At 45.9% G+C, this 21,829-nt stretch carries 18 protein-coding genes; 5 read left to right on the top strand and 13 right to left on the bottom strand.

Going from position 1 to position 21,829, the window contains the following annotated elements; translation table 11 throughout:
• Positions 1-85: 85 nt before the first annotated feature.
• Entirely contained in the window at positions 86-2,710 is a 2,625-nt protein-coding gene (locus ACYVD4_RS03530; RefSeq protein ID WP_460942455.1) for an FtsK/SpoIIIE family DNA translocase, read from the top strand.
• A gap of 105 nt (positions 2,711-2,815) precedes the next feature.
• Complete coding sequence (locus ACYVD4_RS03525; protein ID WP_460942453.1) at positions 2,816-3,463, top strand: LolA family protein; 648 nt, start codon at positions 2,816-2,818, stop codon at positions 3,461-3,463.
• A gap of 102 nt (positions 3,464-3,565) precedes the next feature.
• Here the strand turns inward: ACYVD4_RS03525 and upp are convergent, their stop codons facing one another.
• A complete protein-coding gene (gene upp / locus ACYVD4_RS03520) occupies positions 3,566-4,213 on the bottom strand; it encodes a uracil phosphoribosyltransferase (protein WP_460942451.1) in 648 nt (215 codons plus the stop codon).
• 134 nt (positions 4,214-4,347) lie between these two features.
• Here upp and ACYVD4_RS03515 point away from each other — a divergent pair, with 134 nt between their 5' ends.
• Together ACYVD4_RS03515 and lpcA are read left to right on the top strand one after the other, a co-directional pair.
• On the top strand, positions 4,348-6,132 hold the full coding sequence (locus ACYVD4_RS03515; protein WP_460942449.1) for a hypothetical protein: 1,785 nt from the start codon (positions 4,348-4,350) through the stop codon (positions 6,130-6,132).
• A 114-nt stretch (positions 6,133-6,246) separates the two neighbouring features.
• Positions 6,247-6,828: a D-sedoheptulose 7-phosphate isomerase gene (lpcA, locus tag ACYVD4_RS03510; protein ID WP_460942447.1), complete on the top strand. Its 582-nt coding sequence runs from the start codon at positions 6,247-6,249 to the stop codon at positions 6,826-6,828.
• A gap of 5 nt (positions 6,829-6,833) precedes the next feature.
• On the opposite strand, the gene ACYVD4_RS03505 is transcribed toward lpcA, so the two are convergent.
• The 4 genes from ACYVD4_RS03505 to ACYVD4_RS03490 all read right to left on the bottom strand — a co-directional run bounded on the left by ACYVD4_RS03505 (position 6,834) and on the right by ACYVD4_RS03490 (position 11,224).
• Positions 6,834-9,035, bottom strand: a complete 2,202-nt coding sequence (locus tag ACYVD4_RS03505) for a carbohydrate binding family 9 domain-containing protein (RefSeq protein WP_460942445.1) — start codon at positions 9,033-9,035, stop codon at positions 6,834-6,836.
• Between the two features lie 255 nt (positions 9,036-9,290).
• On the bottom strand, positions 9,291-10,133 hold the full coding sequence (locus tag ACYVD4_RS03500) for a TPM domain-containing protein (protein ID WP_460942443.1): 843 nt from the start codon (positions 10,131-10,133) through the stop codon (positions 9,291-9,293).
• Positions 10,123-10,557 carry a TPM domain-containing protein gene (locus tag ACYVD4_RS03495; protein ID WP_460942441.1) on the bottom strand — a complete coding sequence of 145 codons (435 nt, stop codon included), beginning with the start codon at positions 10,555-10,557 and terminating at the stop codon, positions 10,123-10,125. The genes ACYVD4_RS03500 and ACYVD4_RS03495 overlap by 11 nt, the downstream gene beginning before the upstream one ends.
• A gap of 85 nt (positions 10,558-10,642) precedes the next feature.
• Entirely contained in the window at positions 10,643-11,224 is a 582-nt protein-coding gene (locus ACYVD4_RS03490) for a LemA family protein (RefSeq protein WP_460942439.1), read from the bottom strand.
• A gap of 202 nt (positions 11,225-11,426) precedes the next feature.
• Between ACYVD4_RS03490 and ACYVD4_RS03485 the strand changes: the two genes are divergently transcribed.
• A complete protein-coding gene (locus ACYVD4_RS03485; RefSeq protein ID WP_460942437.1) occupies positions 11,427-12,215 on the top strand; it encodes an SDR family oxidoreductase in 789 nt (262 codons plus the stop codon).
• Positions 12,216-12,276: 61 nt separating this feature from the next.
• Here the strand turns inward: ACYVD4_RS03485 and ACYVD4_RS03480 are convergent, their stop codons facing one another.
• The 8 genes from ACYVD4_RS03480 to ACYVD4_RS03445 form a co-directional block, all read right to left on the bottom strand.
• Complete coding sequence (locus ACYVD4_RS03480; protein ID WP_460942435.1) at positions 12,277-12,939, bottom strand: response regulator transcription factor; 663 nt, start codon at positions 12,937-12,939, stop codon at positions 12,277-12,279.
• Positions 12,940-12,999: 60 nt separating this feature from the next.
• Entirely contained in the window at positions 13,000-13,812 is an 813-nt protein-coding gene (locus ACYVD4_RS03475) for a sensor histidine kinase (RefSeq protein WP_460942433.1), read from the bottom strand.
• 849 nt (positions 13,813-14,661) lie between these two features.
• On the bottom strand, positions 14,662-15,072 hold the full coding sequence (locus ACYVD4_RS03470) for a hypothetical protein (RefSeq protein ID WP_460942431.1): 411 nt from the start codon (positions 15,070-15,072) through the stop codon (positions 14,662-14,664).
• Positions 15,073-15,233: 161 nt separating this feature from the next.
• Complete coding sequence (locus tag ACYVD4_RS03465) at positions 15,234-15,377, bottom strand: hypothetical protein (protein ID WP_460942429.1); 144 nt, start codon at positions 15,375-15,377, stop codon at positions 15,234-15,236.
• 109 nt (positions 15,378-15,486) lie between these two features.
• On the bottom strand, positions 15,487-18,618 hold the full coding sequence (locus tag ACYVD4_RS03460) for an efflux RND transporter permease subunit (protein ID WP_460942427.1): 3,132 nt from the start codon (positions 18,616-18,618) through the stop codon (positions 15,487-15,489).
• A gap of 128 nt (positions 18,619-18,746) precedes the next feature.
• The gene (locus ACYVD4_RS03455; RefSeq protein WP_460942425.1) at positions 18,747-19,802 is read right to left on the bottom strand and encodes an efflux RND transporter periplasmic adaptor subunit; all 1,056 of its coding nucleotides are present in this window, start codon (positions 19,800-19,802) and stop codon (positions 18,747-18,749) included.
• A 27-nt stretch (positions 19,803-19,829) separates the two neighbouring features.
• Positions 19,830-21,161 carry a TolC family protein gene (locus tag ACYVD4_RS03450; protein WP_460942423.1) on the bottom strand — a complete coding sequence of 444 codons (1,332 nt, stop codon included), beginning with the start codon at positions 21,159-21,161 and terminating at the stop codon, positions 19,830-19,832.
• 58 nt (positions 21,162-21,219) lie between these two features.
• Complete coding sequence (locus ACYVD4_RS03445; protein WP_460942421.1) at positions 21,220-21,696, bottom strand: MarR family winged helix-turn-helix transcriptional regulator; 477 nt, start codon at positions 21,694-21,696, stop codon at positions 21,220-21,222.
• Positions 21,697-21,829 lie beyond the last annotated feature (133 nt).

Here is a 21,829-nt window from a genome sequence, read left to right as displayed (position 1 = left end):
AAAATCTGGGTTTATACACAGTTTCTTCGTAGATTTTCGTTGAAATCCTGAACATTTAGCTGCCGCTATTGCCCTGACCCAACGTATGGCACAACCGACTACTCCACCCCGGCAGAACACAATCCGTCGACCCACTGAACGTAATGATCCACGGATGCCAAGGCCAAAACCATCGGTGTCCAAACCAAAAGGGCCATCGTTTAACTGGGGTGCTGCTCTTGACCGATGGTTTACCGATCAGCGTTCAACCTTAACCCTGGGTGCCCTCATGATGGTTATTGCCATCGGGTTATTATTTGCCTTTGTTTCATACCTGATCAATGGCTCTGCCGATCAAAGTGTAGTAGGGGCCGCTTTTTCCGAGCCGCTGAGCGAATCGGGTACAGAAGCCCGTAATTGGGCGGGCGTTGTTGGAGCTTATATTGCCCATGCGTTCGTATTCCGATGGTTTGGAGTAGGTGCACTGGCCTTTCCGTTCATTGTATTTCTGGCGGGCTATAAGCTTACATTCCGGCGGGAATTGGTTCCGTTGAGCCGGGTCACAACAGCACTGCTTTTTACTGCTCTCTGGACCAGTCTATTATTAGGTTATGTTGTATTAGTGACCGATTCGGTACAGACATCCAGTGTCTGGTGCGGAGGGCTGGGTTACGAAACCAACGTAGCACTCTATGGCCTCATTGGTTGGGGAAGTCTGGTATTCATCATCTTTATTTTCTTTGTCTTTATTGTCTATTTTGTTGATATCCGTTCAATCAGCTTGCCTCAATTTTCAATGCCGTCGCGTCCGCGACCTAATCGAAAATCGTCGGATCCATTGCAGACCTATGAAGAGAGCGAGTATGATGACGAAGATGAACTAGTTGACGATGACGAACAAGCTGATGAAATACGCTCGTCGGAGGCACGTAATGCCTTTAGCCCTATCGTAAACCAAGACCATTCCAGCACTGATTCTACCAATAGGACGGATAATACCAATCGGCCCAATGGTAACCCCTTACCGAATACACCTGAACCAACAGCGTCAATGGCTGAAACTGTGGCCAAAACCACTGGCGTTACGTTGACGATTAAAAATCGGGATGCGGTTGTAGACGACAATGACGTAAATGACGAACAAACCGAAACCCCTGCGTCAGCATTTGAACCTGATCCATTCGAAAACGATGATCTGGTGTCGGTTCATGGTCTCTATGATTCTACACTCGATTTGCCGCAGTATCAATACCCGACGAATAACCTGTTGACCGATTACCAGAATAACCGGAAAGCGCAGGTGTCGGACGATGAACTGACGGCAAACAAAGAACGTATCGAAACCACGCTACGTAATTTCGGTATCGAAATCGATTCGATTCAAGCGTCTATTGGGCCAACTGTTACGTTGTATGAAATCGTGCCAGCCAAAGGGGTGCGTATTTCAAAAATCAAGAGTCTCGAAGACGATATCGCCTTAAGCTTGTCGGCGCTGGGCATACGTATTATTGCCCCGATGCCGGGTATGGGAACCATTGGTATTGAGGTACCCAATAAAAACCGCGAAATGGTGTCGATGCGCTCTGTAATTATGAGCGATGTGTTCAGTAACAGCAAATTTGATTTGCCTGTTGTACTGGGTAAGACCATTTCCAACGAAATCTACGTAGCCGATCTGGCCAAAATGCCGCACTTGCTTATGGCCGGAGCCACTGGTCAGGGGAAATCGGTTGGCTTGAACGTATTGCTGACATCGCTTATTTACAAAAAGCATCCTTCGCAGTTAAAGCTGGTGCTGGTCGACCCCAAAAAGGTAGAGCTGACGCTGTTCAATAAGCTGGAGCGTCATTTTCTGGCTAAACTGCCCGACTCTGAAGAACCAATCATTACCGATACCAAAAAAGTGGTTAATACGCTCAATTCGCTGTGTATTGAGATGGACCAGCGTTACAACCTGCTCAAAGATGGGGGCTGTCGGAATCTGAAAGAATACAACGCGAAGTTTGTGAAACGTCGGTTAAATCCCGAAAAAGGTCACCGCTTTCTGCCGTATATCGTGCTCATTATTGATGAGTTAGCCGATTTGATGATGACGGCTGGTAAGGAGGTTGAGCAACCTATTGCCCGGCTGGCCCAGTTAGCTCGTGCTATCGGCATACACCTTGTTGTGGCAACGCAACGTCCGTCGGTAAACGTCATTACGGGTTTGATCAAAGCGAACTTCCCCGCCCGGCTCTCGTTTAAGGTAACCTCCAAGATTGACTCTCGTACGATTTTAGACACAGGTGGCGCTGAACAACTGGTGGGAATGGGCGATATGCTGCTTTCATCAAACTCCGACATTATCCGCCTGCAATGTCCGTTTGTCGATACGAACGAAATCGAAGAAATTTGCGAATTTGTAGGTAATCAACGTGGCTACGATGATGCTTATGCATTACCCGAATTTGTTGGCGATGATGGTGGTCAGAACGACGATAAAGACGTAGACTTAGGCAATCGCGATCCAATGTTCGACGAAGCTGCCCGGCTTATTGTTATCCATCAGCAGGGTAGTACGTCGCTAATTCAGCGTAAACTCAAGCTGGGGTATAACCGGGCTGGTCGCTTAGTCGATCAGTTAGAAGCTGCCAAAATTGTAGGTCCGTTTGAAGGAAGCAAAGCACGCGAAGTATTGGTGCATGATCTGCAAATGCTGGAAGAGTTGTTGAAGCGACTAAAAGGTGAATAACCTTTTGGCCGGTTTCGAACAATCATTAAACTTTTCAGGTGATTTTTGGTCTTTGTTAAAACAACAAAGCTGATTGACTATTAACCTGAATTGTCATTAAACACGATGAGAAAAAATCTGATTGGGTATTTGCTAGGTAGCTTATTTTTACTGGCATCACCCGCTTTTGCGCAGAAAGACAAACGGGCTCAGGCTATTCTGGATGCGATGAGTAAACAATATAAATCGCTGAAATCCTATCAGGCATCTTTCAATTATTCCAACACCGGAGCGGGCGCAAAAGAGTCAGTTAAAGGTGATTTGATGGTGAAAGGCGAAAAGTTCCGACTCGCCTTAGGCGATCAGGAAGTTTTTACCGACGGACAAACGATGTATACCTACCTCAAAGAATCGAACGAAATGAATGTACAGGATTTTGAGAAAGGCAATACAAGCGAACTTAATCCAACGCAGATTTACAACATATATAAGCAAGGCTTCGACTATAAATTTCTGAAAGAACAGAAACAGGGCAGTCGTACTGTAGAGGTAATTGAATTGACTGCAAAACGCGCCAAAAGTCCGGTCTCAACGGTTCAGCTTTCGGTCGATAAAGTTGATAAGTCAGTCCGGAACTGGCTGATTGTTAACAAGGATGGATCGCGTACTACGTATACCATCACCAAGTTTACGCCAAACGCCAACGTAGCAGATACACAGTTCATTTTCAACAAAGCCAAATATCCGGGTGTCGAAGTAATTGACTTGCGGTAATTGATGATCTTGACAGGCTCCGGCTGTCGATTGAAGCTAGCTAATTGTCGCTAGTGCGACTCCGACATTGGACCTCCGAAGCGGCCGAAGCCTGTCAAGGCATTATACTTTTTCTCCGAATGCTAAATCGCCCGAATCGCCAAGGCCAGGAACGATGTAAAAATGCTCGTTAAGATGGTCATCGATGGCTCCTAGCCAAAGATGACATTGCGGTAGCCGCCGTTGGACGTACTGAACACCTTCAGGGCTGGCAATGATAGCTGCAATGTGGGTTTGTGCCGGAATTCCGTAACGTAGCAGTGCATGATATACTTTTTCGAGCGAACGGCCCGTTGCCAGCATAGGATCGCTAAGAATCAAGACTTTCCCGCTTAAGTCAGGACTAACGATATAGTCCATTGCAATTTCAAAATTTTCACCCTCATCGGCAGGGTAACCTCGATAGGCTCCGGCAAATGCATTCTCAGCCCGATCGAAATAGTTGGCAAATCCCTGATGAAACGGAAGGCCTGCCCGTAGAATAGTGGCCAAAACCGGCTGCTGACGCAATATTTGTGCGTTTGACGTGCCTAATGGCGTTTGCACAGCCGTATTCTGATAAGAGAGCTTTTTGGAGATTTCGTAGGCCATAAGCTCGCCAAGCCGTTCCAGATTTCGGCGGAACCGCAATCGGTCCTGCTGGATTGATACATCACGAAGCTCGGCTATGAACTGGTTGGCCAGAGAGGACTGCTGTGCAAAGACAAACATAGATTGTTAGATACTTTCCCCCTAAATTAGCCGTAAGGTTGGCGTATATCCAAACCAATTACTTAATTTAACGGGCTCATACAGCCCATTGAGTTATCGAACGAAGCGCAGCGGGTTCGAGAAACGTAATGTACATGCGTAGCAACGTTTATCTTTTCTGGTTATTTCTCCTTTCGTTATCTGTTCGGGCGCAAAGCCCATTGGTGCCGCTTAACGCTGATTATTATCATCTTATCGACCGGCTCGAAATTCGTCAGAACAAGTGGGCCGAAGGGTTTCACAGCAGTGTTAAGCCCTATAATCGGCAAAGTGTTATTCAATTGGTCGATAGTCTGTCAGCCCATCCCAGACGCGGCTTTTCAAATACAGATTACTTCAACTTCAACTATCTGCGCGATGATAGCTGGGAATGGGTGACCCGAACGGATTCGGTAGATCGTTTAGATCCATTTACTCGGCATCTGGCAGTGCAAAAAGCACCCGGAGATAGCCGTCAGCCATTACTCAAACATTTTTATCACAAAAAGGCAGATTTTTACAGTTTGCAAACGCCTGATGTTGATCTACACGTAAATCCGGTTTTGTATGTAGGTTTTGGTGCTGATGCCATTTCAAATGAATCCGCAACTCCACCCAACGAGCGAAGGTGGCTTTTTACAAATACGAGAGGGGTAGAAGTTCGTGGCTCAATTGGCGGCAAACTCGGTTTTTACACCTATTTCACGGATACACAGGCAACTTACCCCGAATACATTCAGCAATATGGCGAAACCTATAGCCGAATGAGCGGAACCGAAGGCTCTGCACCGGGTGAAAGTTTTATTAAAAAATTTCGGACAAATGGGGTCGATTATCTATCGGCACGTGGCTACATTACGTTTAATGCCCTTAAAGTCATTAACGTACAATTTGGCCATGATCGAAATTTCTTTGGTAACGGTTTTCGCTCGCTATTTCTGTCCGACAATAGTCCGCCGGCTTTGTTTATGAAGTTTTCGACACGAATTGGCAAAAACATTCAATACACCAATTTGTATTCTCAACTACAGAATACGCAGGCTCCTTTGGCCGAACGGGATAAATTGATCCCGCCTAAGTTCACGGCCATGCACCATTTGAGTATCAATCTGAACGATCACATGAATCTTGGCATATTTGAAGCCGAGGTATTCAGTCGTGACCGAGTTGATTTGAGCTACCTAAATCCAATCATTTTATATCGTTACGTTGAGTCCAGTCAGGGAAGTGCTGACAATGCCTTTGTCGGTATTGATTTCAAAGCCAATTTTCTGTCGCGGTTTCTGGTATATACCCAATTCATGCTGGATGAATTCAGACTACGCCAATTGCTGGAAGCGAAAGGTAACTGGACCAACAAATTTGCATTTCAGCTCGGCGCTAAATACATCGACGCATTCAACGTACCAAATCTCGATTTACAAACGGAATTTAATCTGGCACGGCCATATACCTACTCGCACGAGCGGTCGGCAACTGTCAGTGCCGGACAAACTAACTACGCACATTATAGCCAACCGTTAGCACACCCATTGGGAGCGAACTTTATGGAGGGACTGGGAATTATTCGCTATCAACGCCAAAAGCTATCGGCCAACGGCATTTTTGGCGTTATGATGTATGGGCAGGATACTTCTGATGATGCTAACTACGGTGGTAATATTTTGAAAGATTACAATACTCGTTATCGAGAAGATGGTAACTACATTGGGCAGGGTAGGAAAACGGTTGTTACGTATGCCGATTTGCGAGCCTCATACATGATTCGGCATAATATATTTCTGGAAGGCCGTTACATGTATCGCTTTCAGGACAGCCAGCTACGGGCAAATAGCTATACCGAACACATGCTTCATTTTGGCCTACGCTGGAATATTGGTTATCGAAACTGGGTATTGTAGAAGCGTTGAAAAGTTGTAAAGATATAGGTTTGGAAAGTATGAGTATCGGTATTACTCATTAACTATACAACCAACCCTATACCTTTACAACTTTATAACAATACAACTTTATTAATGCTTGATATCATACGTAACGAACTGACCGAAGCGCAGTCGGTTCTAGACAATTTTCTTAATAACCAGAATAATCTTCTGGCAATCGAACAAGCTGCAACGTTGATGGCCGATGCGTTGAAAAGTGGCCGGAAAATCATATCCTGCGGAAACGGTGGTTCACACTGCGACGCCATGCATTTTGCCGAAGAACTTTCGGGTCGGTATCGCGACAATCGCCGTTCGCTGGCTGCAATTGCTATCTCTGACGTAAGCCATATTTCGTGTGTTAGCAATGATTACGGCTATGAGTTCATTTTTTCGCGCTTTATCGAAGGTTTAGGCAACGAAGGTGATGTCTTACTTGGACTGAGCACAAGCGGAAACTCTGGTAATGTAATACGTGCCGTTGAAGCCGCTCGGGAGAAGGGCATGAAAGTTATTCTACTGACAGGTAAAGACGGTGGTAAACTGGCAGGTAAGGCTGATGTAGAGATTCGTGTGCCACACTTTGGCTATGCAGACCGCATTCAGGAAATTCATATTAAAGTGATTCACCTGTTTATTCTGCTCATCGAAAAGCAGGTTATTGGAACGATTTAGGAGAATCAGAACTGTTTCAGATACGATAGTTTGCCAATAATATGTTGTTCCTGTTGTCGGTCAATGGCACGTAACGAGCCTGCATACGTACCGTGATTATACACTACGTAGAGAAACGACAGCGGTTGAAATTCCCACGATAAACGAATGTTCCAGACGTTTTTGTCGGTATACGTATTGCGCTGGAAAAAGCTGATCAGTTGCAACCGTGGATTAACGGCCATTCGACTTTCTACGCTATAAAGTGAAATATTTCCCGAGTAGCCGCCCACGTTCTGAAAGTTATTCGTCTCACCGATAATTGTAAATGAAGCATGGGGGAGGGGCGAAAGAATAAGCGAGGCCCGGCCATAATTTAGTCGCCCATCGTAGTAAGCACCCGTTTCGGCATTGGTTTGAAACGAAATTTTCTTAGAAGGGTCGGTACTGAACATCAGCACGTAACGAGCGTAGCGATATTTTCCTGAAGTGATTTTCAGACCTAGCGGTCGGTAATCTTCATCGTCGAGCCGTTGAAAGAATACGTTGGTAAACAGCCCCAAATAACCGCCGTTCTGAAAAGCCAGCCAGATGGGATTAAAGCTATACTGGGCTTCCTGTAAATAACCCGTAGAAGCTTTGTGATAGAATTCACCAAAAGCCCCCGGTTCGAAATTACGAATCCACTTAGGGAGCCAGTTTGCCCGATAAACCAGATAAGCCCCCGGCGTTGTAGACACAACGTCGCTACGTGATACGAAACCCATTTCGGGATTGAAATTGCGCGTAATGATCGAATTCGTGAGCCAGGCAACCACTTGATTACTACGGTATAAAAATTTACTATAAGCCGCCAACCCCTGACCACCCGCTCCTGAGTTCATTGAGCCGGAAATCATGGCGTTGTACGACAAAGCCTGATTCAATCGGAAAAATCCATCGATAGCAAGCGTACCATTCTGATAACCAACTGTCGAATCTGTACTATGAACATTTTTCAGCGTAAACAACGTACCGATTCGGTTTTGTTTGCCAATATTCTCAACGTATCGTCCAACAATAAAGTCGGTGGTTGGGCTGTCTTTGATGCCACGTTGGCGAATTACCATACCGCCATAATTTCGGCTGAGTGAGCGATAAACAAGCCGTGCACCAGCATCGATCGGTACAGGCGCACTGGTTCCGTCCGACAAAGTTGCCAGGCCAATGTTTCGGCTGAAAAATGGCTGAATCACCATACTTCCGCCCTCACCTGTGCCTAAATTCCCGGAAAGACCAGCACTAAACAAACTGGCATTTTCGAGGAAGAAAGCTCTACGTTCAGGAAACAGCACCGAGAAGCGTGTTAAGTTATTCACTTGTCGGTCAACATCGGCCTGTGCAAAATCGGTGTTTAGCGTAAGATCGAGAACGGTATTCGGGTTGATAGCCCATTTCAGATCACCGCCGAATTTTAGTTTTGTGATAGGAGCACGGCCAATTTCCGAACCACTGTAACGATCGTCGCTGAGTAATACGTAAGGTTGAACGCGAATATTGGGCGACGGTGGAGGAGGCTTTAAGCCCGAAATCTGCCCCGCATATTCAACCCGGCTAGCCGTAAACGCTCTCGGATAAGGAGACCAGGCTGATAATTCATTGGAATACCGCCGATTCCGAAAGAAATTGATTCCCCACACCTGCGACGAATCGGCACTACGTGCATAACGTAGTGTTTGCCACGGAATTTGTAGTTCAGCCACCCAACCCGAATCGCTTCGACTGGTACGTACTTTCCATAAGCCGTCCCAATCTTCGTCATACAGTAAATCATCGAACGAAAGTAGATCGCGCTGGGTGCCATATGGATTCGTTGCGAAGGTCATTCCATTTCGACGGTCGTTGAAGCCATCAATCACAACGCCGAACTGGTCGTGTGCGCGAAAATTGAAATCGCGTTTGAAGTTGGGCGTACGTAGTGCTTTCCGGCCCAGCGCGTCCCGGTTGACGGCCGCTACGTAGAGAAAATTGCGGTTATATAATACACGCACTTCAGTTCCAAACGTAGCAGGCTTGCCCTGTTGCGGATCTACCTGAACGAACTTGCTAACGGGCGTAGCACGCTGCCAGTCCGCTTCATCCAAACGGCCATCAATTTTGAGTTTCGCGCTTGTCTCGAAAGCCTGAATTTGCTTACGTACCTTGGATGGTTGAAAAATAACAGCCTGCGTTCCTGTTTGAACAGGCATCAGGTTCGATGTATCTCTGGGAATTACAATACTATCCGATTGTGCCGTATTAGGAACAGCCGGTGAAGTTTGTGCTATTGAATGAAATGGAAGGCACGCCAAAAGCCAGCAGAAACGAAACGTACTGGGCAACATAGAAAAGAAGTGGATTAAATCGCCAAAATAGGCATCCACCTCCAGTCATAGTCTATTTTTTCGTTAAACGGCCTGAAAAAGCCTTTTATCGGTTAGCGTCGGTCGGTAACGTATTGATTGCTAGTAATCACCACCAGCACCGCCACCGCCAAAGCTACCACCACCAAAACCTCCGAAGCTGCCTCCTCCGCCACTACTCCAGCCGCCACCGCCAGAGTTACCCCAGCCCGACATGGTTGATGTTGGGAAAAAGACGGGTCCCCATCCTCCTCCGCGATTGCGGTTGTTGCCACCGCCCCCCCGGTTCTTGCGAGAGATAATTATGATTACGATAATGAAGATAATCAGAAAGATAACGAAAGTGCCAATGCCTTCTCCATCGCTATCACTTTTAGGCTCGGCCTTATACTCGCCCCGAGCACGTTGGATGATTTCGGTGGTTGCTTCGTCGAGTCCTTGAAAATAGCGTTCCTGCTTAAAGGCCGGAACAATGGTGTTTGAAATGATACGTTTGGCAATAGCATCCGGAACCGCTCCTTCCAAGCCATATCCGGTAGCAATGTAGATTTTACGCGTTTGTGTAGCCCAGGCCAGCACAAGCCCATTGTTTTTTCCTTTCTGGCCAACGCCCCACTTCCGGCCAACCTGAAAAGCCCAGTCGCCGATCGGGTAAGGCTCGGTTGTTTTTACAATAACAATCGTAATCTGATTTGATGTAGAGTCGTTGTAGGCCTTTAATTTTTGCTCCAATTGTGATCGTTCGCTACCGCTCAGAATACCCACAAAATCATTGACCAGACGAGGAGGGTTTGGTTTGTCAGGAATAACCGCATTCGCTGTGCTACCATCGTCGGTGGCTGTGTCTTGCGCACGTAGTGCCAGCGGAGTCACAGTCAGCAAAAACAGCAGACTGATACGTAGTATATTGACTAAAAAAGGACTATTCACGATGCTAGTGGTCAAACGAAATATCGTCGGGGAGTTCATTGATATCGTCGCTGGCATACGGAAAATAGTGTTTTAACTGCTCTCCGGCCCGCTGAATACCTAAGCTGAGTCCTCCTGCATAATCTCCGGCGGCAAAATAGCGACGAAGTAACTCTTTCGTACTTTCCCAGAAATCGGCAGGAACTTTAGTGTTGATGCCTTTATCGCCCACAATGGCAAATCTCCGATCGACGTGCGCTAGGTAGAACAACACACCATTTTGGTCTTTTGTCTGATGCATACCCAGTTGCGCAAATACATCAATGGCCCGCTGTACGGGATCAGAACTAGAACAATGCGGCTCTACATGTACCCGAATCTCGCCCGACGTAGCTTTTTCAGCCTGCCGGATTGATTCAATAATACGTTGTTGCTCGGCAGGAGTGAACGGGTTTGTCATTTCGATAAGTTATGAGTATGGTTATAAGGTTATTACGTTGAAAAGAGGTAAGCCATACAACGTAACAACCTTACAACCTTATAACTTAAAACTGCACAGTTGGCGCGCTTTGGGCAGCCTGCGATGCCTCGAAGAAACCTTTCACCGGGAATCCAAAAATACCCGCGAAGATGTTGTTGGGGAACGACCGGACCGATTGGTTATATACCTTCACAGCGCCGTTAAAGTCGTTGCGAGATACCGAAATTCGGTTTTCTGTACCTTCCAGTTGCGCCTGCAATTCGGAGAAGTTCTGGGTAGCCTTTAGCTGTGGATAGCTTTCGGCAACGGCCAGCAGTTTCGACAATGAGCCGCTCAACTGATCCTGTGCCGCCTGAAATTTCTGGATATTTTCCGGTGTCAACTGGTCTGCCTTGAGGTTGATACTCGTAGCATTAGCACGCGCCTGAATAACTGCGGTTAATGTACTTTTCTCAAAATTGGCGGCTCCCTGTACGGTACGTACCAGGTTAGGAATCAGATCGGACCGGCGTTGGTACTGGGTTTGCACCTGCGCCCATTTTTCCTGTACGTTGGTATCGTTCTGAACCAGACCATTATAAGAGCTACAGCCATACATGCCCAGAATAAGGGCGATAACGACTACAATAATTAGCGATTTTGACATGGTTTGTAAGAATGCAAAAGGTTGTTACTGGATTCAAAGTTGACAAAACTCGTTAATTTGGCAACATAAAACTACGTTAGCGGTTTTTTTCTCATTTCTGCCCGAGGTTTTATCCGATGATTGGTAAAACCCGTATAATCGACGTATAAACGCATAATTGGTAACCGTATAGTTTAGCCAACACGCAATAACCTGAAATGTTATGAATCTTGATTTAAGCGCGAAAACTGCTCTGGTCTGCGGCAGTACGCAGGGAATTGGCCGGGCCACGGCTGTTGAGCTGGCTTTGTTGGGCGCTAACGTAGTGTTAGTGGCACGTAACGAACAGAGCCTTCAACAAACGCTACGTGACTTAGATACCTCGAAAGGACAGCAACATCGTTACGTTGTTGCCGATTTTAGTAAACCGGACGAAGTCGACGAGGCCATTTCGCAACACTTGCAACAATTCCCTGATGTGCATATTCTCATCAATAATACAGGTGGCCCGGCTGGTGGCCCATTGATCGATGCGAAGCCTGAAGAATTTGTACAAACGTTTCATAATCATCTGGTCAATAATCAGCTATTGGTCCAGGCGGTTGTACCATCTATGAAACAATCCGGTTATGGACGTATCGTCAATATTATTTCGACATCGGTAAAGCAACCGATTGTTGGATTAGGTGTATCGAATACCATTCGGGGAGCGGTTGCGCAGTGGGCTAAAACGCTTTCGCTTGAGATTGCCAGTTTTGGAATTACGGTGAACAACGTATTGCCCGGTTATACGGTAACGGCTCGTTTAGAGGCTGTTTTATCCATGCGGGCCAAATCGGCTGGTAAATCAGAAGAAGAAATAGCCCGGCAAATGGAGAGCGAAATACCCGTTGGCCGATTTGCTACGTCCGAAGAAGTGGCTGCCGCTGCTGCTTTCTTGTGTACACCTGCTGCGGCTTCCATCAATGGCATTAATATTCCCGTTGATGGAGGAAAAACGGGAAGTTTGTAGGAAGTTATAGGGTTATAAAGTTGTATAGTTAATGTAATGCTCCGTAGATCACTCTACAACATCAAACCAGGTTGTTTTTAAACGCATAGGCCACCATACCAGCGGTATTTTTTGTGCCGGTTTTTTCGAGGATACGTAGTCGGTGTCCTTCAACGGTACGGGGGCTGAGAAAGATTTTTTCGCTGATTTCAACGGTTGATAATCCTTCGCAAATCAGTTTCAGTACTTCCTTTTCGCGGTCAGAAAGTAGAATTTTGCTATTGTAAAAGGCGTTGGTTGGTTTAGCTGTCTGATTCGGTTTGTTGGTCATTTTTCGAAGCATCGCTTTTGAGACAAACTCATTCAGGTAAACACCTTCATCCATGACCTTGCGAATGGCTTTTTCTACTTCGCCCGCTTCAGCATCTTTCAATAAATAACCGCTCACGCCTTTCTCTAGTAGGTGCAACACCATCCGGTCTTCGTCGTGCATGGTGAGAACGACAATTTTAATGAGTGGATAGTTATCACGGAGGTGATCGGCGGTAGTAGTGCCGTCCATTACCGGCATTTGCAGGTCGAGCAACACTACGTCGGGCGTTTTTCGAGCAATCCGGTCGAGAAGTTCCTGCCCATTTCCTGCTTCCAGAACCAATTCAAAATCAGGTATTTGACCAAGAATGGTAGCCATGCCTAGCCGAAACAGGTTATGGTCGTCGCAGAGTGCCAGTTTAATTTTTCGCATGAAGGAGAAAGGCGTTAAACCTAACGTTTGTTACACCAGAAACTCTTGGGGATTAGCAAATTAACGTAATAAATCAACAGGCTGTGCATCGTGTTGCTTAACCTGCACATGAATCCGAGATCCGCGACCCGGTACTACGTCGAACGTAGCATGACCATCTACCACACTCAGGCGACTTTCGATGTTACGTAGCCCCAACCCACCATGACGATTTTCGATAATGGCATCATAATCAAATCCAACACCATCGTCGATAACCGATAAACGAATTTCGTTATCTACACAAAAGAGTTGAATAACAATACGTCTGGCACGAGCATGTCGGATGGCATTATTTAACAATTCCTGCGCAATCCGATACAACATCAAATCGAGAGCTGGCGAAAGCTGGGCAACAAATTCGGGGCAGTCTAGCTGAACTTCAGTATCGGTATCGGTGGCCCGATCTGCCAGTTCTTCAAGGGCAGGCACTAAACCAAATCGTTCTAACGTAGTAGGAACCAGATTACGGCTGATTCGGCGCACATTAGTCATGGTTTCATCGATCATCGAGCGGGTTTTCTGAAACTCAAATCCCATTTGCATACCACCATCGACCTGTCGTTCAAGGTGATTCAGGCTCATTTTCGTAACCGACAGCATTGTTCCAATGCCATCGTGAAGGTCTTCCGCGAGCCGCTTGCGTTCTTCTTCCTGCCCGCGAAACGTGGCATCCATCAGATCGCGACGATGTTTTGCCTGTAACTCCGTGAAAGCGAGTTGTTGTCTAGTCTGTTTTTGCTGGTAATAGGCCACAAAGATGATGATGAACACGGCCATCATCAACAGTACAGCCGTCCCTACGGCAATTATAAAACCAGTGTCAACAGACATTTTCGTTGTTTACGAACGCGGTATGAATAAAGTAAAATTGCCAAATCAGGCGCTGAATGTCAATGAATTACTTTGCGATTGAGCAAGCGGTCAAAAGCTGTTACGTTGCGTTTTTGCAATCCCTTTCTATATCAGGGAGCATTAATAAATCAAATTGACTAAATATAATTTTCTTTACCGTACTTACTCACCCAAAGGCTGTATGCGGATAAAGTGCAAAAAATAATGAACAAAACTTGACTGATGTTCCAATATAGGTCGAACTTAGAGGATGTTACTTCTTTCGTATTGTATATATATTCACTGAATAAGAAAATAAAAAATGTGCCAGCTGCATAGACGAACAACCCAGAAGTAAACCAGAACATACTATGCTTGGTAATATCCTTTACGCGCATATCTGTCATTATTTTATTGAAATAAACGAGCGAAATAGAAATGTAGAACACTCTAGAAACAGATAAACTAATCACTGAAACATCAGAGTTTTTATAAGAAAGTGTAAAAATTAGAGTGCATGTGGCGATAATAAGTAAGAGAAATTTCTTGCTCAGTGATTTTTCAAAACAGTAAAAATAGATTATACCTACTAGTAAAGTAACTATTATCTGTTCTATATTTTGTACATGTAAATTATTAGGAATCAAGAACATATAGATTAAGGCATATGTATCTTTTAAAAAATAAAAAATGAATAATATATGTATAGCTTTCTCATTTTTTCTTAACTGCTTTGACCTCAGAAAACCAATGATGATTGGCAGGCTACTGCTCAAATGAGAAATTAAATCAAGAGGATATTGTTGAAAAAAGTGCAGTAGCCTTTCAAGCATAAAAAATAAAATAGATTTAATTCGTTTCTGGGCAATGGCGGGGACAGGTGTAGCCATCTCCTACAACCCTTGTTCCACCATCACCATCATCTTTGAGTCCACCCGAAGCAGTGCGGGCAGGTAAATCGCGGCCTCTGGCGTCAACACCGGTCAATAAAATGCGTTCTTTGAGTTTGCCGGTAGTAGGTGGCACTTCGCGGCCTTCTGCGTCTTCCCAGCGGCTGGCGTAATGGATACGTAGTCCGACGCAGCCATCCTGTTTGAGCAGATTCATAACTTTATCAAGGCCGAAAAATTCGGAACGGGTTAATTCGTCCTGTTTCTGACCGGTAGCTAGCTTGGCATTGTAATACGTGTCTTTCATGGCCTGAGCTGTCTTGACACTAACAAATTTGCCAGCCTCTTCATTAAAAATTGGGTGCTTCATGAGCTATGTGTGAGTGGTAGAGGTTAATAAATTCTTATATCTACGGGTGTTAGAAGCGAAAAGCACATCTAACCTACGATAACTACGTGATTGCCGCAAACAGATAGAGAAAAGTTAATATTGGTTATGTTTCTGAAAATCAACATTGTACGCCAATAAATTTATTTCATGATACGTAGAACTACGTAGTGAAATACGGGCTTTTGCCCATACCATTTCCATATAAAAAAACCGGGATTTCGCTCTTTCACGAATCCCGGTTCATGGTCTACCTTTGTTACGTCGCCAATGAACTGTTGAATCATTATTGGCAAACGTATTTTCTCATAGGTTAGGTTGAGGAATAGCTGACTGTTTGATAACGGTCAGCTATTTTAGTATACTGTAACGTAGCCAGTTCGACCGAGCTACAATCTAACTAACGGCTTTCGATACTTCGAGTTCCTGCGGTTTTTTGGGTATTACTTTTTCCTTCGAAAAACGCGCGATCAATCTGTCGACAACCAGATACACAGATGGTACAACAAGTAACGTCAGCAGGAGGGAAGAAACCAGACCACCGATGATTACCCAGGCCATACCGTTTTTGGTTTCAGCACCGGAGCCGCTTGCGAGTGCCAGCGGTAACATACCGAACACCATTGCCAGCGTTGTCATTAAAATTGGGCGTAGTCGTTCTTTTCCCGCTTCGAGCAACGCATGAACCACGTCGTGCCCTTCAGCTTTTAACTGATTGGCAAAATCCACAATCAGAATAGCATTCTTAGCAACTAGACCTAACAGCATAATCATGCCCACAATCGAGAATACCGTCAGGCTTTGCATTGTCAATGCAAGTGCTAACAGGGCACCAATTAAAGCCACTGGAATCGAGAACAATACCACAAATGGATATACTACGCTTTCGTATAGGGCCACCATGATGAAGTACACGAGGAGAATGGCTATACCCAGCGCCAAGCCCAGACTTCCGAACGCATCTGATTGTTGCTGTAACTGACCCAAATACTGTACCGAAATACCTTCTGGCAGTTTAAGTTGCGCTACTTTCGCTTGAATATCAGAACCAACCGTACCCACTGGGCGACCGATTACCTGCGAGTTGATCGTAATCGAAGACAGACGGTCGATACGTTCCAGTACGCTTTCACCGGTTTGCTCCTGCACTTTGGCAAACTGCGATAGCTCGAAGGTGCGGCCCTGGTTGTTGACAAATGTTAAGCGGCTAACATCCTGCGGGTTTGTGCGGTCGAAACGGTCGAGGCTGACGAGAATATCGTACTCGTTACCATTCTGCTTAAATTTCGACAGGTCATTTCCCCGGAACGCATTTTGTAGGGCAATACCAACATCAGACGCGCTAATGCCTAACTGTGCCATTTTTTCGCGATCCAGACTTACCGTAACTTCAGGTTTAGGATCTTTCACCGAAAACTTAACGTCCTGCGTACCCGGAACACTCATTACTACGTTTTTGATTTGAGCCGCAGCCTGCCGAATCGTAGTCATATTGGTTCCTTTTACCGCAATCTGAATCGGTGCCTGCGAAGCGCCCACAATACCGACCGGACTTACCGTAACTTTCACGCCCGGAATCTGACTTACTTCGCGCTTGAGCAACTGCCCGAAATCTTCAGTCGAAACGCTACGTTGGTCTTTATCAACCAGCTTTACGTTCAGGTCAACAATGTTGCTGTTCGACGACGTAGCGATACCGCTACTGGTGTATCCAACATTTGTAAAGACGTTCGATACTTCCGGGTGCTTCATGATCAGTTGCTCAGCCCGTTGGGAAACCGCATTCGATTGATAAATAGAAGCCGTTGGAGCCAATTCAAGCTGCACACTCATCTCACCCTGATCGCTCTGTGGCATGAAGGCCGCACCGATAAATCCGGTTGGAACCAGCGCGATCGAGCCAACAAGCAAGGCAATCACAGCCAGAAAAATCCAGCGTTTGTGGCCTAATACACTTTCGAGAATATGTCCGTAAGCCGCTGTAATCCGATCTAATAGACGCTCGAAACCGATATTCAGTTTACCCCACAACGAGTTTGGATTCAAGGCTTCCTGTTTGCCGAAGCGTGATACAAGCAAAGGTGTCAGCGTAAACGATACTACCAAACTCATCATCGTAGAGAACACAACAACCAGCGAAAACTCACGCAGAATGTTTCCAATGAGTCCGCCCGTCATGGCCAGTGGTACGAAAACCACTACGTCGACCAGCGTGATAGCCAGAGCCGTAAAGCCAATTTCACTACGTCCGTCGAGCGACGCTTTCACGCGATCTTTACCCATTTCGAGGTGACGGTTGATGTTTTCCAAGACCACAATCGAGTCATCGACAAGAATACCAACCACCAGCGAAAGCGCCATCAGTGTCATCAGGTTCAATGAGAAGCCCGATACGTACATCAGAATGAACGTTGGCAACATGGACGATGGCAAAGCCACCAGCACGAAAAGCGATGACCGGAAGCTGTGCAGGAACATAAGCATCACCACCGATACAATCAGAACGGCCAGAAACAAGTCGTCTACTACCGCGTGCGCCGAAGCCAGCGTATAGGTCGACTGGTCAGAGGCAATGTTGAATTTCAGTTTTACATCGCTGTGCTGTTTCTCCAACGTAGTGATACGTGCCCGAACTAACTCGCTGACCGATACAGCATTGGCATCTGATTGTTTCTGAATCTGAACACCAATTGAAGGCAATGCGTTGATGTGGTTAATGGCCGTTGGTTTCGCCGTTGCATCAACTACTTCCGCTATATCTTTCAACTGAACCTCACTACCGTTAGTCCGTCGGGCAACAACAAGGCTGCGTAACCGATTTGTGGTTTCCACAGAAGCATCGAACCGGATCGAATATTGCGATTCACGGGTTTCAAGCTGACCAGCCGGATAGCTTGTATTAGCCGCATTAATCGCCTGCGCAACCTGGCCGATAGAAACGCCATAGGCCCGTAATTTTTCAGCGTTTACGTTCACCTGAATCTGACGCTCGCTACCACCAATAACGTTCACCTGACCAACACCTGATACGTTCGAAAGCTGTGGCTTAAGTTCGTCATCAATAAGATCGTAAAGTTTGGTCGGCGACAGGTTGGCCGTTACGCCCATACGTAGCACCGGAATCTCATCGGTCGAAAACTTATTGAGAATCGGGCGATCTACTTCGTCGGGTAACAGGTTGATAATCTGTTCGATTTTACGCTGTGCATCCTGTTGAGCCAGCGTTACGTCGACACCGTTTTTCAACTGGATAATCACAATAGAAGCACCTTCCTGCGACGTAGCAGTCATCCGGTCGAGCCCTTCCAATGATGAAAGTGCGTCTTCAATACGTTTCGTTACGTTGGTTTCTACCTCGTCGGCCGAAGCGCCCCGGTACGTAGTAGCCACGCTGATTACGTTGGCTTCAAATTTTGGCAGCAGATTGTACGACAGTTGCTGGTAGCTAAGCACACCGAACAAAATCAGTACGGTAAAGATGGTCGTTACCAGTAACGGCCGTTTTATGGCTATTTCGGTTATTGACATGATTTTAATGAGTGAAAGAGTGAGTGAGCGAAAGAGTGAATGGGCGGGCTGGTATTCCAGCAAGAAGCGGATGCGTTAGCCCGGAATGCCAGACCATCGCTCTTTCATTCTTTCGCTCTTTCGCTCAATTATTTTGTTAGCTGCACGGGTTTGCCTTCGCTGAGGTTCAGTTGACCAGTTGTTACCACTACGTCGCCTGCTGATAATCCGCCTAAAACTTCAATCGTATCGCCAAAATCGCGACCTACCGAGATTTTGCGCTGATGTGCTACGTTATTCTCCACTACGTAGACATATGGGTTTTTGATACTTTCGACCAGCGCAGCACGCGGAATCTGTAAGGCTTTCTGGTTCGATTTCTGAGAGAAATCAACATTAACGAACGTACCAGCTTTCAAGCCGTTGCCGTTGCTGATGGTGATTTCGACCGGATAATTATGCTCGTCGGTGCCTTGTGGAGCGATGTAGGAAATCTGTCCATTGAACGTCCGTCCGGGAAAAACGTCGGCGGTAACTTTAACCGATTGGCCGTTACGTAGTTGATATACATCGCTTTCGTTGACCAATACGTTCACTTTCAACCGTGCTACGTCCAATACTTTTCCGAGTGTGCTGCCCACCGTAATATAAACGCCGGGTTCGATACCTTTCTGAACAATTTGTCCGCTAATGGGTGCTTTTACATTCGCATCCTGAATCTGCTTCTGAATCTGTTCGGCCTGATTGACCGCGTTTTCGTAGTTATATTTTGTTTCGTTGACCTGAATTTCGGTTGTTGCATTACCGGCTAAAAGGGTGTTGTAGCGCGTTACGTCCTTTTTCAGTTTGTCGATATTGAGTTGGGTAGCCTGTAGCGAAAGTTCTTTGAGTCGGTTATCGATTTCGACCAGCGTTTGCCCCTGCCGAACCTGCGTGCCCAGGTTAAAGTTAACGCGTGTTACTTTACCGGCGGTGGTGGCCGTAATTGTGGCTTCACGGAAAGGAATCAGGTTGCCCGTTTTTACCAGTTGCTGACTAACGGTGCCGGCTTCAACCTGCGTTGCCGTTACCGGAATCGCTACGTTAGTATTGACTACGGGCTTTTTCTGTGCATCAATTTTTTCTTTATTCGACGCCAGTCGGAAGCCAATCAGTGCAATGATGGCCACAGCGGACGTAATAATTATTAGTGTTGTCTTTTTCATGGCTTTGATTGTATTGCCTGCTAACGACTAAAGTTGATTATAGAAATTAAGTAATGAGCCCTTCGATTGTTCCAGATCAAGGCGAGCCTGATACAGATTAATGAGGGAATTGATGTAATCTGACTGCGCTTGGCGGTACGACGTATCGGCGTTGACCAGATCGGTCAGCGATTTTACGCCCTGTTTGTATTGCAACGTGGTGATGTTGTAGACCTCCTGCGCGAGCTTAACGTTTCGATCTCCGTTCACTACGTTGGTCTGGGCGCGTTGAATCTGCGATTGCGCGTTGTTGAACTGGAGTCGATAAGCCGCTACGTTCAGCTTTTGTTGTTCTTCCTGCGTCAATACAGTAAGCCGTTGCTGTTTCACTTGTGCGTCACGTTGCAGACCATCGAAAATGGGGATACTTAGCCGCAGTCCAACACTACCGAACCCGGCAAATCGGTCGAATATCTGATTAAATTGTTGCGCGCCCAGATTAAGCGTTCCATAGTTAGCCGTCAGACTCAACGTTGGTAAATAGCCAGCCTGAATGCGCTTTAGTTGCAGTCGTTGCAAATCCAGATTGGTAGTGGCTTGCTGGAACGAAACCAGATTCTGAGCATCGAACGAAGGCTGTTCGAGCGAAGGAAGCTGTGTACGTAGTGTCGAGTCGGATAATACCAGATTGTCTTCCTGCGGCAAACCCATTTGGTATTTGAGCCGGTTCATCGCCAGATTGTAGTCATTTTCGGCCAGCGTTAGTTGCGATTGTGTACTGTTGTAACTGACTTCTGTTCGGGTATAATCGACGGGTTGAATCACGCCATTATCCCGTTGTAGTTTCAGAATGTTTAGTACCTGCTGCGTCCGTTGGAGGTTGTCGCGCAGAAGCGAAATCTGTTGCTGGCTGATAAACACCTGATAATAATTGCTGGCGATGTTGTAAATAATATCCTCGCGGGTCTGGCGCGTATTCAGTTCGGCAAGCTGCTGATTTGGTTTTGCCGCTTTGAGTCCCAGCAGTAACGACCGATCGTAAATGGTCTGTGAAGCCTGCGCGGCTAGATTTAGCTGGTATTTCTGACCAATAATCAGTACCTGTGGTTCGGGACTGAATAAACCGGCCGGAATAATACTCTTTTGCAGTTTCAAATTGTCGACTGCTGTTCCCGTTGCCGTAACCTGAGGCAAATATTGTCCTAAAGCCTGACGAGCCTGTTCATTCGCGTTTTGAACCTGATACTGCGCAATACGTACTGTGCCGAAATGTTGCAGACCGTAATCGATACAATCCTTTAATCGAAAGCTGTTGGTCGACTGGGCCCAGCTACTTTGTGCCAGTAGTAAAAATAATCCCAGTGCAATTTTTTGTTTCATAAGTGAAAAAGTTGACATGTCTACTGTGGATATATCAACTATCTATTTAAAATGAAGATTACTTGTCGAGTAATGAAGAAATTTTGCGGAGTGTAGTCATAAATGTAGCCAGTTCCTCGTGGGGTAACTGGTCCATAACCTGTTTGTCGATCTCTTCGGCAGTTTGAATAACTTTCTCGACAACCATTTTACCGGCTGGCGTCAGTTGAATCAAATTCTTACGACGATCTACCTCATCGGAAACAATACGTAGGTAGCCATCTCGTTCTAACGTGCGTAATGAGCGTTGTACGCCCGATTTATCCTTGTGGATCAGATTAGCAATCTCCTGCTGTGATAACAGATCATTTCCCGAAAAGTATGTTGTAAACAAGATTGGCAACTGCTCAAGCTGTAAGGTAAAGCCTGAGCGGCCCAGTTCACGGTTTGCTTTTTTACCCAGCAAATGACCTATATGTGTGATACTGATAATGGTCAAATTACCCATTCGCTCCGCTATTTTCGCTCTCAACTCTTCTTCTTTGCTGACAATCATGGCGCAAATGTAAGTTATAGTTGATATATCAACCAAAATAATTTTAAAAAAGTTTTTATACTTCAGTGCAAAAAAATCTCCGTGATGTCAGCTTGTTTCTGACATCACGGAGATCGTAAAGTGTTAAATTAAA

The organism is Spirosoma daeguense, assembly GCF_054776875.1.
This window is presented reverse-complemented; position numbering and strand designations above follow the sequence as displayed.